This window comes from Verrucomicrobiota bacterium (assembly GCA_016200005.1).
In the GTDB taxonomy this organism is placed as follows: Bacteria; Verrucomicrobiota; Verrucomicrobiia; order Limisphaerales; family PALSA-1396; genus PALSA-1396.
In genome coordinates, this window is sequence record JACQFP010000053.1 from 83,560 (window position 1) to 97,616 (window position 14,057).

At 56.0% G+C, this 14,057-nt stretch carries 11 protein-coding genes; 7 read left to right on the plus strand and 4 right to left on the minus strand.

Features of this window, described 5'->3' with window-relative positions; all coding sequences use genetic code 11:
• Window positions 1-140 precede the first annotated feature (140 nt).
• From HY298_19010 to HY298_19020, 3 genes are all read left to right on the plus strand, one after another.
• A complete protein-coding gene (locus tag HY298_19010; protein ID MBI3852351.1) occupies window positions 141-332 on the plus strand; it encodes a hypothetical protein in 192 nt (63 codons plus the stop codon).
• 606 nt (window positions 333-938) lie between these two features.
• Window positions 939-1,763, plus strand: a complete 825-nt coding sequence (locus HY298_19015) for a prepilin-type N-terminal cleavage/methylation domain-containing protein (GenBank protein ID MBI3852352.1) — start codon at window positions 939-941, stop codon at window positions 1,761-1,763.
• Between the two features lie 128 nt (window positions 1,764-1,891).
• The gene (locus tag HY298_19020; protein ID MBI3852353.1) at window positions 1,892-3,121 is read left to right on the plus strand and encodes a hypothetical protein; all 1,230 of its coding nucleotides are present in this window, start codon (window positions 1,892-1,894) and stop codon (window positions 3,119-3,121) included.
• 20 nt (window positions 3,122-3,141) lie between these two features.
• On the opposite strand, the gene HY298_19025 is transcribed toward HY298_19020, so the two are convergent.
• Complete coding sequence (locus HY298_19025; GenBank protein ID MBI3852354.1) at window positions 3,142-4,500, minus strand: hypothetical protein; 1,359 nt, start codon at window positions 4,498-4,500, stop codon at window positions 3,142-3,144.
• Window positions 4,501-4,605: 105 nt separating this feature from the next.
• On the opposite strand from HY298_19025, the gene tilS reads away from it, so the two are divergent.
• The 4 genes from tilS to HY298_19045 all read left to right on the plus strand — a co-directional run bounded on the left by tilS (window position 4,606) and on the right by HY298_19045 (window position 10,459).
• A complete protein-coding gene (gene tilS, locus HY298_19030; protein ID MBI3852355.1) occupies window positions 4,606-6,135 on the plus strand; it encodes a tRNA lysidine(34) synthetase TilS in 1,530 nt (509 codons plus the stop codon).
• Window positions 6,136-6,195: 60 nt separating this feature from the next.
• Window positions 6,196-8,214 carry an ATP-dependent zinc metalloprotease FtsH gene (locus HY298_19035; protein MBI3852356.1) on the plus strand — a complete coding sequence of 673 codons (2,019 nt, stop codon included), beginning with the start codon at window positions 6,196-6,198 and terminating at the stop codon, window positions 8,212-8,214.
• 81 nt (window positions 8,215-8,295) lie between these two features.
• The gene (gene rpe / locus HY298_19040; protein ID MBI3852357.1) at window positions 8,296-8,988 is read left to right on the plus strand and encodes a ribulose-phosphate 3-epimerase; all 693 of its coding nucleotides are present in this window, start codon (window positions 8,296-8,298) and stop codon (window positions 8,986-8,988) included.
• Window positions 8,989-8,995: 7 nt separating this feature from the next.
• Window positions 8,996-10,459 carry a phosphoglucomutase/phosphomannomutase family protein gene (locus HY298_19045; protein MBI3852358.1) on the plus strand — a complete coding sequence of 488 codons (1,464 nt, stop codon included), beginning with the start codon at window positions 8,996-8,998 and terminating at the stop codon, window positions 10,457-10,459.
• Between the two features lie 130 nt (window positions 10,460-10,589).
• Here HY298_19045 and HY298_19050 read toward each other — a convergent pair whose 3' ends face one another.
• From HY298_19050 to HY298_19060, 3 genes are all read right to left on the minus strand, one after another.
• The gene (locus HY298_19050; GenBank protein ID MBI3852359.1) at window positions 10,590-11,270 is read right to left on the minus strand and encodes a hypothetical protein; all 681 of its coding nucleotides are present in this window, start codon (window positions 11,268-11,270) and stop codon (window positions 10,590-10,592) included.
• 70 nt (window positions 11,271-11,340) lie between these two features.
• Complete coding sequence (locus tag HY298_19055; GenBank protein ID MBI3852360.1) at window positions 11,341-11,946, minus strand: hypothetical protein; 606 nt, start codon at window positions 11,944-11,946, stop codon at window positions 11,341-11,343.
• Window positions 11,947-12,719: 773 nt separating this feature from the next.
• Window positions 12,720-14,033 carry a carboxypeptidase regulatory-like domain-containing protein gene (locus HY298_19060; protein MBI3852361.1) on the minus strand — a complete coding sequence of 438 codons (1,314 nt, stop codon included), beginning with the start codon at window positions 14,031-14,033 and terminating at the stop codon, window positions 12,720-12,722.
• Window positions 14,034-14,057 lie beyond the last annotated feature (24 nt).

A 14,057-nucleotide genomic window follows, 5' to 3' on the forward strand; every position in this document is an offset into this window, starting at 1 on the left:
GGGGCAGGCATTTCGATTTCAAAGGAGTGAGCATGCGCACGTGGCAATCAAGCGCCGCAGCCATTGTGGATTCCGGGGTCGGCGCGTAATTGCTGGCGTCGAAACTTTACAAGGCGGGATTGCGACACTAGAATCCGGAGATGAATTTCAACAATCCAGTTTTGCTGGCGGTCGCCGGCCTGATTGTTTTGGTTGTCGTTATTGCCTGGTCCGCGCATTTCTTTTCTCCCGAGGCGAAGCTCGAACGACGACGTCGCCGCAATAACTATCGAGTGGTCAGCAAGACCCGACGGCGGCTGATAAAACTGAGCGCGCGCACGAAGAAGCGTTAAGCCACCCAATCAATCTCAAGTTGGTGACTTTCCCGATGTGAAGGTGTCGAGAGAATTGGTGGGAAGCGCTGGGAACGCTCGGGTTCGCCACTTTTGGGGCGTTATTTTGCGACACCCGATTTGCGCAAGCTGACGCGCCAGTCGCTGGGAAATCCTCTTTCGCACATCGGAAATCGAAAACGAAATGGTGCGGCTGCCGGGAATCACCGCCGGACTTCCTCCGTGGCGGGGAGAAATTCGGCTGTCAAATCACAGTCGCGCGAAAAAAGCTCATCGTTGAGGATTGATGGTGGAGGGGCCGGAAAACAATTTCTCGGCGCGGGGCCGGATAGGCCCGTGCCACTTTCAGTACAAACAAGAACAAACACCGTCACAGGGCGCCATCTCTGTGGCCACAGGCATTTGGTGGTGGACGTTTCGGTGTTTGGGCGGGCACGGAAAGGGCGGACAGGATTGCGCGCTTGACTCTGCTGATTACGACGGCATGTTATCCTGCATCGCCACAAGAGAATGAAATCGACGATCACGTTTTATCGAACACCAGAGGGCGGCCATCTCGGGTGTCGTTTTGCTGGCGGCATTGGTGCCTGCTTCGTGGCCTTGAAGCTGAATCGCAGAAAGGGCTTCACGTTGATCGAGTTGCTGGTGGTGATCGCCATCATCGCGATTCTAGCCGGTTTGCTTCTGCCCGCGTTGGCCAAGGCAAAATTGAAGGCGCAAGCCATCATGTGCATGAACGACACCAAGCAGATGATGGTCGCCACCCACATGTACACCGGTGACAATCGAGAATGGTATCCCGGCGCCTTCCACGGCGGCCTCGCCCAAAATCCACAGCCCGACGCAGCCAAAGGTCCGTGGGTGGTCGGCTGGCTGGATTGGAGCACCAGTCCACACAACACGAATATTCAGTATCTCATCGACCCGCGTTATTCGAAGCTGGCAACTTATTTCGCCAACAATCGGAACGTCTTCAAGTGTCCGGCGGACAAATACCTGAGCAACGTGCAAAGAAGCCGGGGTTGGACCGAGCGGGTGCGCAGCGTTTCAGGCAACATCGTGGTCGGCGATGGCAACGCCGAGGAAGGCCCGATGGACGCCGCCTTCACACACGTGAAAAAGACTACCGAGTTGAGATTCCCCGGACCTGCCGATGTATGGATCTACGTGGACGAGCACCCGGACAGCATCAACGACGCCGGCCTTTTCTCTCCGTCCGCCAGCGAGTGGATCGATCTGCCCGCCAGCTATCATAACGGCGCGTGCGGTTTCGCGTTTGCGGACGGCCATTCGGAGATCCACCAATGGAAAGTGTCCACCACCAAACCACCAGTTCGAATTACCGACTTGTCCCGCATCTCGGTCAAACCGGGCGATGTGGATGTGCGCTGGATGCGTTACCACACACCGCGAAAGTCAGAGAACTATTAGCGGGATCAATTCAGTCCTGGTTTGGTTGAAAGGCCAGCGGGGGCCGCCGCAGCGGAATCGGGTTGAATGAAACCGGGGAGACAACGTCTCATTAGCGGGAAACAAAATCACTGGAGCAGGAGTCCTTTATGAACATAGCAAATCGTTCAGCCGGCAGAGTTGGATTCGTTCTGGGCAGCGCGTTGCTGGTGGCGCTGGCCGGATGCACCACCTACGTTCAACCGCCACCGCCTCACCCAGTGTATTTGCCACCACCAGTGGAACAAGCACCTCCGCCGGTCGTCTATGCGCCGCCAGTGGAGTCTCCGGTGGTCGTGATTCACGCGGAAACTGATTTTTATGCGCCGCTCAGTCCTTATGGCGAATGGGTGGTCGTCGGTTCTTACGGGCGCTGCTGGAGGCCGGCTCGCGTCGCTGTAGGCTGGCGTCCGTACTGCAATGGACACTGGGTGCGCTGCGACGCAGGTTGGTACTGGGCCAGCGATGAGCCGTGGGGTTGGGCCACGTATCATTATGGCCGCTGGGATTTCACGGCACGGTTCGGCTGGGTCTGGGTGCCGCAAATCCAATGGGCGCCGGCGTGGGTTTACTGGCACGAAGGCGGCGGCTACGTCGGCTGGGCGCCGCTGCCTCCGTCCGCGAGGATTTCCGTCAGCGGCTCCGTGGAGTTTAACGCGGCCCTCATCTCGCCGCGCGCGTTTGTCTTTGTAGAACAACGCCGCTTCCTGGAACCCATCCGCCCCAACACCGTGGTCCTCAACAACACAACCGTCATCAACAAGACCGTCAACATCACGAAGATCAAAGTCGTGAACAAGACCGTCATCAATGAAGGCCCGCGCACTGAAGTCGTCGAACGGGTGAGCGGAAGAAAAGTTCAGGCCGTGCCGGTCCGAGAACTGCGCCGCAAAGAAGAAACGGAGGTCGTCGCCCGGCAACCGAACATCCCTTCAGCGACGGAGAAAAAGGTCCAGCCAACAGTGCGCGGGGAGCCTGAACCTCGTGAGAAAAAAACGGTTGCTCCACGCGGAACGCGGCAGGTTGGCAAACCTGCCGAACCGACGAAAGAATTGCCGCCGCCCGCCACCAGGCGCGACATCCGCGAGCAGAAACCGGCGGTGCAGTCCATCCAGCCCCAGGCAGAAAGACAGGGCCGGAAAGAGCCGCGACCTCAATTCGCGCAACCCGCCGAGGTTAAAAAATCCCAACGTCCACCGACCGAGAAACAGGGCGAGACGCAGCTTAAGTCGCTGAAGTCTGGCAAGGGAAAGTCGAACGCGGGCAAGCAAGGCGAAAAGAATAAGCAGAAGAAAGACGAAAAGAAGCAGGGCGAAGAACAAGCGGCGCCGCAACCCTGATGTCTCCCTGTCCCCGGCAACTACTTTTCCCTGACCGAGTAGATTCTTGCATCGCGAAGGTAAAAGCGAAGTCGTACTTTGCGGCCAACGAGCGCGCTACCGTCCGCCGTGTCCCAGCGCAACGGGATGGCGTGGCCATCTTGATTTGCGATCAAACATTTGCCGCGCTCGAAGCCGCGGATTACTCCTCCGCTCTTATCGCGCAACTCGGCCATCACGTAGGCGCGGCCGGTCGTGCCTTCGGCCGGTGCATAAAGGACGTTCGCACTGAGAAACAGGCCGGTGGACGGCATCGCAAACAGTGGAGTTGAAAACGCACCGTTGGCGCGGCAGGTGACGTAGAAGATGCGGTCTTCAGGCAGGACGGCAGCCTTGCCATCGGGCGAATAAAATCGCATAACGCCGTTTCGAGTGAGCGGCCCTTGCACCGGCAAACCACCCGTGTTTTCGGTGGCGTCGGTTTCCCGATGCGGCCGTTGCCAGTTGAGACCGTCGCGGCTGATGGCCCATTCGACATGACTGCGCGGGCCGTGTTTGGTTTTCGCACGGCGCGAATTGGCCTCCGGCGGCGGCGCCAGATAATCCTGCAACAACATGGCGTAGCGACTTTGATTCGGAAACACGATGGAGCGGTAGAATTCAAGATCGACGGGATCTTCCGCGTCGGGCGTCCAAAGTGATTCGCCCATGAGGAAGGTTGGCGAAAAGGATTCCCATTGGACTCCGTCCTTCGAGCGACGGAATGAAAGGACGCGCCGATAAGCGCCGATGTTGTCCGGGTAACGCTTGGGAAACGGCTGAAGTGTATTCTGATAATTTACAAACTCGCCGAACGGCGGATACCAGATGACGCACATGGCATCGTGATCGCCGTAAGCTTTCGCCGTCAACAGTTGCCAATCGCGCCCATTGTAACTGCGAAAAACGTGCAACGCGGCTGGTGCCCAGGCAAACAGGAACAAGGCGCCGTCAGTGGGACGCTGGATGATGTTGGCGAACCCCTGCCAGTCCTGGTTGGTTTGCGAGGCGACGATCTCCGTATTCGTGAAATGTAATCCGTCAGCCGTCATGCAACGGACGATTTCGATGGCTCGTCGCGAACGGTCTTCCCAATTGGCCATGCGCCAGCCGTAAATCCAGGCGGTGCCGTCGCTGCGCGGCAATTCGCAACCGAACTGCATGTTGGGAAACCCGATTGTGTCAGACTCAGGCTGCAAGGATTCGGCGCCAAAGACAATTTTCCCGAAGGTGTTGGTCACGTCATCTTGGTCCCAAAACAAGAGGTGCAGAGCGGGATCCGTTTCCAAAGCTTCAGCGCCAGGCGTAGAACGCACGTTGACAAAAAGAGTCAGGCAAACCAGTCCGATTGGCAGCTTCACAATTGAAAACTTTCCCAGCAAAGGTCTGCTGCCGCAAGCCAAAGGGTTGGCGTGGTCGATCTGCCTTTAACTTGCCGCGCCCGCATAGTTCGATAGCATGTCCAAGTGAGCAATCTGGTTGATCATATTGAAGAATCCATACTCACCCGCCGATTGTTCCGGCGTGGCCAATCAATCCTCGTCGCTGTCTCCGGTGGGCTGGACTCGATGGTCTTGCTTTATTCACTTCATCAACTGGCGGCAAAACAGAACTGGCGTCTGGTGGTGGCTCACTTCAACCATCAGCTCCGGGGTCGGAGCAGTGACGCAGATGAAACATTGGTCCGCCAGACCGCGACCACGCTTAAACTGCCCATCGTTGTTGAGCGCGCCCATGTCAAACAGTTCGCCGCTCAACGCGGGTTGTCCGTCGAAATGGCCGCGCGCCGGTTGCGTCACGAATTTTTTGCGCGGACCACCCGCACCCTCAACTCTCAACTCTCAACTCTCAACTCTCCTTTCGTGGTTGCCTTGGCGCATCACGCCGATGATCAGGTCGAGCTCTTTTTTCTCCGGTTGTTGCGCGGCACGGGCGGCGAAGGGCTGGCCGGAATGAAATGGGTGACCGGACTCTCAATTCTAAACTCTCAACGCTCAACCAAACTGCGGCTGGTCCGGCCGTTGCTCGATCTGGACAAGGCGGCGTTGGCAGGTTTCGCCCGGCAACAAGGCATTAAATTTCGCGAAGATGCCAGCAATCGGTCGGTTGAATTTCTGCGGAATCGAATCCGCCACGAACTGATTCCGCTCTTGCGAAAGCACTACCAACCCGCCCTGGACCGGACGACGCTGCGCCTGATGGAGATTGTCGGTCAAGAGGCGGCGTTCGTTACGCAAACCGCGAGCGCCTGGCTGAACTCTCACCTGCCCACTCACTCACCTGCCAACCTACGGTCTTCGAAAGTGGGAAAGTGGGAAAGTGGGAAAGTGGCAAAGACACTCAGCTTAACTCTCAACTCTCATCTTTCATCTCTCAACTTTCTGGATTTGCCTGTTGCGGTGCAACGTCGGGTCGTTCAGCTTCAGTTGTTGGAACTTGGGGTGGCTGGGGATTTTGATCTGGTTGAGGAACTGCGCGGCGCAACCGACCGGGTGATCACGGTAACTCCCCAACTCTCCCTGTATCGTGATTCCTCTGGGCGGATTCATACAACAAGACCTGAAACGAATCCATTTGAGAGCGCGCAAACAACACTTGAATTCACCGGGAAAAAGGGACGGACGGTGTTTGATTGTGTAAAAATCCAGTGGCAGATCGAACCGGGCGGACTGCCAAGCTTTCGACCGTCAACGCTCAACTCCCAACCCTCAACTTTCCCTTGTGAGCATTTTGACGCCGACAAGGTTGGTTCACCCATTGTGCTGCGGCATTGGCAACCAGGTGATCGGTTTCAGCCGATTGGGATGTCGTCGCGAGTGAAATTACAGGATTTGTTCACCAATCAAAAGATTCCGCGCAGCGAACGGCGTGGATTGATTGTAGCGGTAAGCGCCACTGGCGAACTGTTTTGGGTGGAAGGAATGCGAATTTCCGAGCTTTTCAAGCTAGACAAGAGGACGGTTCGCCGGTTGAAATGGGAATGGCGGCGGCGTTAATACCCGCAGTTGCGGGTCAAACTGGGCCATGTTACTGTATCGCGAACAAACTCTGACACGATGGCAGACGAGAAAAATTTGAAAGACGACGAGAAGAAGGGCGGGGAATTTAGGATTCCGCCGCGGACGTGGATTATTTGGAGCGCCATCATCAGCAGCATCCTGCTGATCCTGCTGTTCAAAGATCGCTACGATACCGCCGGCCAGGTTCTGACCCAATATCAGTTTACCCAGTTGGTGAATTCCAACTTGATTACCAAAGCCTACGTTAGTTGCGATGTGCAGAATCCCCTGCAAAGTCTTTTTCAGATTTCGGGAAAATATGATGTGACCGGCACGGACGGCAAGCATCTGGAAACTCCATTCAAGGCTGAGGTTTATCTGACGGATAAACTCAAGGACCAGATTTTCAGCAGCGATAAGTTTGAAATCAAGAAGTCGAACACATTGTTGATGGGGTTGCTGATCAACCTGCTGCCCATCCTTCTGATTGGCCTGGTGATCTGGTTTGTTTTTATTCGGCAGATCAAAATGGCGGGCAAAGGCGCGTTGAGTTTCGGCAAGAGCAAGGCTCGCTTGCTGGCCAAGGAAAAAAACAAGACGACGTTCAAAGACGTGGCCGGGGTCGAGGAGGCGCAGGAGGAGGTTTCTGAACTGGTCGAGTACCTGAAGGACCCGAAGAAATTTCAAAAACTCGGTGGCCGGATTCCCAAGGGGGTATTGATGGTGGGACCGCCCGGCACGGGAAAAACCTTGCTGGCCAAGGCCATCGCCGGCGAAGCCGATGCCGCGTTCTTCAGCATCAGCGGGTCGGATTTCGTGGAAATGTTTGTGGGCGTCGGCGCCAGCCGGGTGCGCGACATGTTCGAGCAAGCGCGCAAGGCGACACCGTGCTTGATTTTCATTGATGAAATTGACGCCGTCGGTCGCAGCCGCGGCCACGGCCTTGGCGGCGGCAATGACGAACGCGAACAGACGCTCAATGCGCTGCTGGTCGAGATGGACGGTTTCGATACGCAAGAGGGGATTATCATTATCGCCGCGACCAATCGCCCGGATGTCTTGGACCCGGCATTGTTGCGGCCCGGTCGGTTTGATCGTCAGATCACGGTCAACCTCCCCGATGTGCGCGGTCGCGAAGCGATTTTGAAAGTTCACGCCAAAAACGTGAAGCTCTCACCCTCGGTGGATTTGTCGGTCATCGCCCGCGGCACGCCCGGTTATTCCGGCGCAGAACTTGCCAACCTCCTGAACGAAGCGGCATTGCTCGCTGCGCGCACAAGCAAGAAATCCGTCGGCATGACGGAACTGGAAGAAGCGCGTGACAAGGTCCGTTGGGGCCGTGAACGCCGCAGCCTGGCCATGACGGATGAGGACAAGAAGTTCACCGCCTGGCACGAAGCCGGCCACGCGCTCGTCAACGTGATGCTCAAGCACACGCATCCGTTGCACAAGGTCACGATCATTCCGCGCGGCCAATCGCTCGGCTCCACGATGTCCCTGCCCAAAAGCGACGTGCTGAACCGCCGTCGCAAGGAAATGCTGGATATGATCGCAGTCACGATGGCCGGACGCATTGCCGAGGAAATTGTGTCGGGCGACATTTCGACCGGCGCGGCAGGCGACATTCAGCAGGCCACCACCATGGTCCGGGCGATGGTGACACAGTGGGGCATGAGCGACAAGGTGGGGATGGTGCAATACGGCGGCGACGATGAATACATCTTCCTCGGTCGCGAAATGACGCGCGGCAAGATTTATAGCGAATATACGGCGCAGGAAATCGATGCCGAAGTGAAACGAATTATCGACGAGGGTTACAAGGTCGCGAAGGACATCATTGACACCAACCGCGACAAGCTGGAATTGATCGCCAACAGCCTGCTCGAATACGAAACCTTGGATGGAACGCAAGTCGATGAAATTGTCCGGACCGGCAGGTTCACGCCGCCCGCGCCGATCCCGCAAGTCGAGCCACCAACAGGCGCGCCGGCCGGCACGCCGTTGCCCGAAGTTCCCAGCAAACCGTCGCCGCCCAAACTCCCCGGTCTGGGCACACCGGCGCCGGCCACGGCTTGACGAAACATCGGGAATCCAATTCCCGCGAGCGGTTTTCCAGTGATTGACTCAGCCGCAGTCAATTCATTAGCCTGTTGGCGCATGATTATTGCACCTTCTCTGCTGGCCGCCAATTTTGGCCGACTCGAGAAAGAAACCCTGCGCGCGGAACAGGCCGGCGCGGATTATCTCCACCTGGACATCATGGACGGACATTTCGTGCCGAACATTTCCTTCGGCCCGGAAGTCGTGCGCGTGCTGCGGCCGGTGACGAAATTATTTCTGGACGTGCACTTGATGTGTTCGCGACCGGAAATTCTCTTGGAGCCTTTCGCGCGAGCTGGCGCCGACCGGATGACTGTGCACGTCGAACTGGGCGAACAGGTCAACGCGCTGCTGTGGAAAATCAAATCGCTGGGCAGGAAAGTTGGCCTCGCCATCAATCCGCCCACGGCCATCGGTTTGGTGCAGCCTTACCTCGAACAAATCGACCTGCTCCTCATCATGACCGTCAATCCTGGCTTTGGCGGACAACCGTTCATCGTCGAGACGCTTCCCAAAATTCAACAAGCCCACGTCTGGCGGCGGGAGAAGAATCTGGACTACCAGATCGAAGTCGATGGCGGCATCAACTTCGCCACCGCCGCGGAGTGTGCGCGCGCCGGCGCGGACACGTTTGTCAGCGGCACCGGCTTGTTCGGCCAACGCAGTCTAAAGACCGCGATCAAGAAGATGCGAAAGATTGTGAACTCGGCGCAGCCCCTGCAACTTGCTCCTCAACTTGCCGCGACTTAATCCTTCAATGGCGCAAATCAAATTCGGAACAGACGGTTGGCGCGCAATCATCGCGGAGGACTTCACTTTTGCCAACCTGGACCGTGTCTCGCAGGCGACCGCTGATTACTGGAACGAAAACCCGGTCGAAGGAACGGAGAAGCGGGCGATTGTTGGTTACGACCGTCGTTTTCTCTCGGACCAATTCGCGCGCCGGACGGCGGAGGTCTTGGCGGGGAACGGTTTTCAGGTGACGCTCACATCCGAGCCAACACCGACGCCCGCCGTTTCTTTTGCGGTCAAGCACGAGCGGGCCGTTGGCGGTGTGATGATCACTGCCAGCCACAATCCGCCGGCGTTCAACGGCTTCAAACTCAAGGCTCACTACGGCGGTTCAGCCGATCCCGCCCTTTGTCAGGCCGTGGAACAAATGCTGGATAAAAATCCTATCCGCGCCCTCGACCTCAAACAAGCCCTCAAGGAAAAACTCGTTTTGTTGAAGGACCTTCGTCCTGTCTATTACCGCGCAGTTAAGAGGCTGGTGGATTTCAAACTCATTGCGCGCTCGAAACTCCGCTTCGCTCACGACGCTTTGTTTGGTGTCGGTGCGGGTTGCTTTGACGAACTGCTGGCGGGCACCAGTTGCAAGGTCACGACCTTGAACGCCGTGCACGATCCGCTCTTCGGCGGCATCGATCCTGAACCGATTGAAAAGAATTACGGGCGCAGTCAGATTTACTTGCGCAAACATCCGCACGACATCTGTCTGGTTACCGATGGCGATGCGGATCGCGTCGGCGGCATGGATGGCCGGGGCAAGTATCTGAGCACGCATCAGCTAATCTGTTTGTTGCTGCATCATTTTGTCGTTAATCGCTCGCCCCGTGGAGTTGCCGGCCTTACTCCACCGGGCAAGGGCAGGGGACGGGTCATCAAGGCCCTGACCACGACCTCGATGGTGGACAAGATGTGCGCCGCCTACGGATTGGAACTGGTCGAAACTGGCGTCGGTTTCAAATACATCTGCGCCGAAATGCTCAAGGGCAACGTCTTGCTCGGCTTCGAGGAAAGCGGCGGTATCGGCTTTCCGGGGCACATACCTGAAAGAGACGGCATCCTTGCCGGCCTGATGTTGCTGGAAATGTTGGCGACGGAACGAACTTCGATTAACAAAATGCTGGCGCGATTGGAAAAGCAATTCGGCCCGCACCGCTATGCCCGCATCGACGCGCATTTCCCGCTGGAGAAACGCAATGCGCTCATGGAATTCTGCAAAAACAATCCGCCCACCGCCCTGCTCGGTTCACCGCTGGCCGACATCAAATCGTACGACGGTATCAAGTTTGTTGCGCAAGACGGCTCCTGGCTGATGCTGCGCGGCTCAGGCACCGAACCAATTCTCCGTATCTATGCCGAGGCGAATTCCGATGCAGGCGCGAAAACACTTCTCAGGCTGGGAGTTCGTTTGACTAAAATGATTCAGAGAGATTGAAATGACCGATGGTGAACATACTTTCTGGCCGTACGGTTTTTCCAGCCGGAAGTATGATCTACTGCGTGTTGAACATGGACGACAAACTCTCATCGTGCGATCCAGGACACGGTCAAGGCACGCGGTCGCTTCATTTGGTCGTAGCAGGTTCATTGGTTTCGACGTTGTTCTTTGCTTGGTTATGGATTGAACGGAGAGGACCGGGAATGCCTAACTTTTCGAGTTCCTGAGGCGCAATATGCTCCAAAGTCGCTGCTGCAAAAAATTCACGTCCGGAAGCAGAATCGTGACAGGCTTCCAAAAGGACCGGCACCAGAAGCTCCTTGTCCGATGTTACGCGAAGCAGACTTTCTCGTGCAGCTACTCGCACGCCAACATCGGAGTCCTTGGTGAGCAGTGCCAAGGACGGCGCAGCGGACTTGGCTTCCTTTGCAAGGATTGCAAAGCCGTCCCAAGCCATGCCACGCCGCACGGATGCGCTGCGAAAGCGTAAATGAATGATGGTTTGCCGATCCAGAAGCGAATTCAACCGCGTCTTAAGCAATGAATCTTTGGCCTGTATCATTTTGAGCAGAGTCGGAATGGCATTTGTGCCTATTGCTTTGATGGCCCGTTGGACTTCCGGGGATTTCGGATCACGCTCAAACCGGGTGTTGAAGGGATTCCGCCGCTTGGGTTGCGGTTCAGGTTCGAGCCATTGCGTGAGGGTGCGCCCTTGATAACTCGGCTCCCTGAGAAGGGCGAGATCAAACACCAGACATCCCATGAGAATCACGACAGCAAGGATACCAATCAGGCGCAGTCTTTTCATGTTCGCGACAATTTACAAATGCTGTCGAATCTGAAGCAGTGTACCCGCCGTGGCGTTGGCACCCAACGATTCACCTTTTCGGCCCATATGATACGGATTCTTGGTAAATCCAAGAATCCTTCTCTACATCGTAAATGGCATCAACTCCGGCGATATGTCCAATGTCGAGCTCGATCAGTATCAGTTTCGCGGTTATCCAAGAAACCGTCACCGTGCGGAAATCTGTGATCGACAATTCCCTCGGTTGATCAAGGCCCCGTCCTTCGATCCGAATGATACACTTCTGGTTTTCGTAACCGTATTTGTCGCCTCTGGTGCGAAAAACGGTTGTCTTTCTGCGGTGAGAATCGCCCCAGACGACTACGGGAGCTTCCAGTTCGTATTCACCCAAATCGAAAGCGCGCTCGCTGCGTAACGGATAATGGCTGCTGAAGCTGTCGGAATACAAAACGTCGAAGTCCAGTTCAGGAGTATCGTTGACCTGTGCGCGTGCGTCCGGCTTAGTGACGCCTGTCTGCCGCGACTCAATGGCTTGGGGAGAGGGTTGGTATGCCGCGCAACCGGCTCCGACGATTACCGCACAACTGATGGGGAGGGAGAAACAAATAATGCCAATTGAGTGGGTGCATGTGAGGCGTCTAACGAAAGTTGAACCACGGGCGGTCAATTTGCTCATGAGACAAGATACCGCATGCACTCTGGCAGCCAAGCACACTCAGGAACTACAAGGGGCAAGGCAATCAATTGCGGAGAGGGCGGCAGATTTCGTTCATTTAATTTCAAGGGAACTGTGCGGGATGCCTGATGGAAACAGGTTCGTGCTATTTGATTGGAATAAGTTCGTGCGACTTGTTAGGACTAGATTAGGCAGATTGACTGGATGTAGTGTCGTATCGCCCCATCTACTCCGTCGGAAGTACATCCTGTCCAGGTAATGAATCGGTCGAAAGAACTTTTCTGGAATGCCTCCATAATCGGGAGCGGTTGCTGTGGCCTTAGACACTACACCCCCAGTCATTATAGCGCTCCACCACACCGTCCCGGAACGAACCATCGCAAAATAAAGCAATACGTAAACACCGACACTCAGACAAAAGGCAACCAGAAAACCTTCTATGCCGTGAGTTTTCATAGTTAGTTCCCTGTGCAAAGGAATTGTTGTCGATCTCGGTTCATACCACTGTTATCTAACGCTTTTGAAGCGTCGTGTCCAACTTGGAAAAGCATCTGTGCCAGCATATTTTTTTGAACATTGGGTAGTGAAATTGTCAATGTGGTCAATGCCAAACCGGCGGCGCATTTCTGAAGCCGTCTTCCTTTGACCAAGTTTCCATACCAAGTTGGGCGTGAACGACGATGCGATTTTTTTGATTGCTGGTGTGGTCGAAGTGAGATTCAGTTCAATGACCTCGCTGGCTGTAACACAGAAAAACTTACCAGAGAAAATGGTCACGGTCCTCGCCGGCTCGTCTTCAGTTGCAAACCCGTCATTCCTTTTGCAGGGATGTCGACCTGCTGTTGCAGGCGATAGTTCTTTGGCGTCGCCCCGACGCCCCATACTGAACCCATCTGCTGTGGCGGGGCGAGCAGCACCACAGTGATATGTCCAGCCGGTAGTTTCGCGTTGAACGAACCGTCAGCGCCAACTTTTGATTCGCTTCCCACGCCGCCACATTCCTGATCCCAGATCGCATTGATTTTATCATTATAGTTGGCGGCGAGTTCCACCGGTTCATCCGGTGGCTTCCCGTTCGCGTCCAGCAACGTGCCAGAGACTGAGACCATCGGCCGGACGGTTATGAGGAGATCATTCGTGTCCCCCCAATCGCTCGTCGCTTGCTCACGCGTCGCCGTTTTCAGGGTCGTCGTCGCGAAGCCGTCGCGATAGACGTAAAACCCGAGGATCCGCAGCGGTCCAGGGATTTCCAACTCGAACCGCCCCGCCTCGTCCGTCAGGGCCGACGAACCGGTGAGGCTAGTGAATATTTCCGAACGCACGCAGTGAACACCGGCAACCGGTTCGCCATTGACAGAATTGACGACGCGCCCTGCCACGCGAATCAGCGGTGCCAGCCTGAAATCAAGGGGGACGTTTTTCCGTGACTCGGCACCGGGGTCGGGATCAAGTTTTATATTGAGTTTTGAAGCCCGCAGTGGGTTGTCGGCCACGGCTTCAAAAACTGCCGTGGCCGGGACGGAGTGATCTTGCAAGACAAAATCGATTCCCATCATCGACCAGACTCCGTTGGCGGTGCTATGCGCGATTAATTCGGGTGTCTTGGTCAGATGCGTCTTCGTCGAGTTGAACGGGGTTTCATTATATGATTGGAGTTGAGCCAAAACGAGCGACACCTTTGCGTCGGCAACAGGACGACCTTTGGCGTCTGTCGTTCTGCCCTCGATATTGAAAGGTCTGCCGAGCCGACGCACGGGCGTCCTAGGCGCGCTCTTTGGATGGCCGGTGACGCCTACTTCGCACATCATTGCACAGCCTTCGGCTCTGACAATGAGGTGCCCCACCCACTGCTTATCCTCTTGCGTAACGTCCGCTGAAAAAATTCCGCCAGCATTGGCGATAACTTCGAAATCTGTCTTTTCGTTGCCGCTGCCATAATCACCCAATACCCGCACCTTGGCACCCGCTGCTGGTTCCCCGTCAAACCGGACAAGACGGCGCGACACATTCAGCGTCTCGGAATGCGCCAACAAAGAGAAACTGAACAAGAGACCGAGCGCGAGGCAGAAAATAATTTTGTGTTTCATGGTTTGCCTTTTGACGACTGATTC